The 1,660-nt window shown below is 40.8% G+C and carries 2 protein-coding genes and 1 pseudogene; 2 read left to right on the top strand and 1 reads right to left on the bottom strand.

Annotated elements, in window-relative coordinates:
• The first annotated feature begins 331 nt into the window (after nt 1-331).
• On the top strand, nt 332-1,027 hold the full coding sequence (locus tag H7844_15900; GenBank protein MEO5358762.1) for a serine/threonine protein phosphatase: 696 nt from the start codon (nt 332-334) through the stop codon (nt 1,025-1,027).
• Nucleotides 1,028-1,055: 28 nt separating this feature from the next.
• A pseudogene (locus tag H7844_15895) lies at nt 1,056-1,550 on the top strand (CHASE2 domain-containing protein).
• On the opposite strand, the gene H7844_15890 reads toward H7844_15895, so the two are convergent.
• Nucleotides 1,481-1,636: a hypothetical protein gene (locus H7844_15890; protein ID MEO5358761.1), complete on the bottom strand. Its 156-nt coding sequence runs from the start codon at nt 1,634-1,636 to the stop codon at nt 1,481-1,483. The pseudogene H7844_15895 and the gene H7844_15890 overlap by 70 nt on opposite strands.
• Nucleotides 1,637-1,660 lie beyond the last annotated feature (24 nt).

Below are 1,660 nucleotides of genomic sequence, written 5' to 3'. Positions count from 1 at the left end.
AAGATAAAAGACGTTCTCAGGAAAGAAAAGGTTATTAAGTAGTTATACCGCTGTAGTTTTCTCGCTATTGCACTTTTATTTACACCCTCTTTAATAATGAAAGTCGTTTGAAACAGTTGCTGCTTCGCAAGTGTAAACTCAGTCGCTGTGCCGTATGTGCCGGCAGTTATTCCAATTCTAATTCATTTGTCTAACTTTGTTGACTTCGTCACAAGCTCCTCGACATCCTCAAGTATGACACCTCTACTTATTTTTTAGAGGGTGGGGTTAATTTGACGCTTACGTATTAGACGATTCGGAGGCTACTTGGTATTACAAGTAGAAATCCTGATTGCAAAATATCAGGGTATTTGTTATAACATATGGGATGGAGTTTAAACGTCAAATAGCTATAGGTGACATTCACGGCTGCTTTGAGGTTACAGTGGCGCTGGTAGAAAAAAAGATAGTTTTTGATCCTGAAAATGACAAGCTTATATTCATAGGGGACTACATAGACAGAGGCCCGGACAGCATGAAAGTTGTCAGCTACATAGCAGAGCTTAAGAAAAAATATCCGCAACAGGTGGTACTATTAGCCGGTAACCATGAATTTTTAGCGTTTGAAGCCTTTAAGCACAGAACGACAAATCAGGTGCAGTTATGGTTCATAAACGGTGGAATCAGTACTATTCAGAGTTACGGCAGTTATGAAAATGCTCAGAGTGCCCTGCTCCCTTTTGTGGAAACTCTGGAACCTTACCATGAGATTGTTGAAGCCATTTTTGTCCACGGCGGCATTCCAATAGGAGATACAATTACCACAGCAACTCCCAAGTCGTTGCTGTGGGAGCGAAACTATGCCATTTATAAAGGTAAAAACATTATTGTAGGCCACACTCCTCACAAGAAGGTGACTAAGTACAAACATGCGGTTGTGATAGACACAGGAGCTGTTTTCTACGGTAAACTTTCCGGTTACGACGTCCTCAATGACAAGATTTACGAGGCTGTCGATGAGACTATCGCCAAAAATCCAAGAGGGTAGTGTCCTCTCTTGCCGCTAAGTGCGCACTATGCAATATTCAAAAAAACTTATCAGTTCAAAATATTTTATATGCTTTGCCCTAACGGTAGTTGTCTCACTACTTTCTATCCTGTCAAGAGAGCTTGGATTTATTGAAAGATTTGAGCTTTTCTTATATGACCGTTCTTTGAAGTATAGTCTTAAAGAATCAGAGCCCGATGACAGAGTAGTAATTGTAGAAGCTACAGAGTCCGACATACAAAAGCTCCGTATGTGGCCGATGAATGACATGACGATGGCATTGATGTTAAAAAACATTCTTAAATATCAACCAACTGTCGTAGGGCTTGACATATACAGAGACATACCGGTACCTCCCGGAGAGAATGAGTTGCAAAGGATATTTAGCGAACATGATAATATCATTGCAATTACCAAATTTGGAGATGCCCAACATATCTCCGTACCACTGCCCTATGTATTAAAGAGTCCTGAGCGTGCTGGTTTTAATGACATACCTGTGGATATTGACGGAACGGTCAGACGCGGACTGATTTTTCTTGATGACGGGAAAACATCCTTTTCCAAATCCTTGTTGGTGGCAGCTATGATTCTTACGTTTACTTTTATATTTTCTTTGCCGCCAAGACGCCG

Source organism: Nitrospirae bacterium YQR-1 (genome assembly GCA_039908095.1).
In the GTDB taxonomy this organism is placed as follows: Bacteria; Nitrospirota; Thermodesulfovibrionia; order Thermodesulfovibrionales; family Magnetobacteriaceae; genus Magnetomonas.
This window is presented reverse-complemented; position numbering and strand designations above follow the sequence as displayed.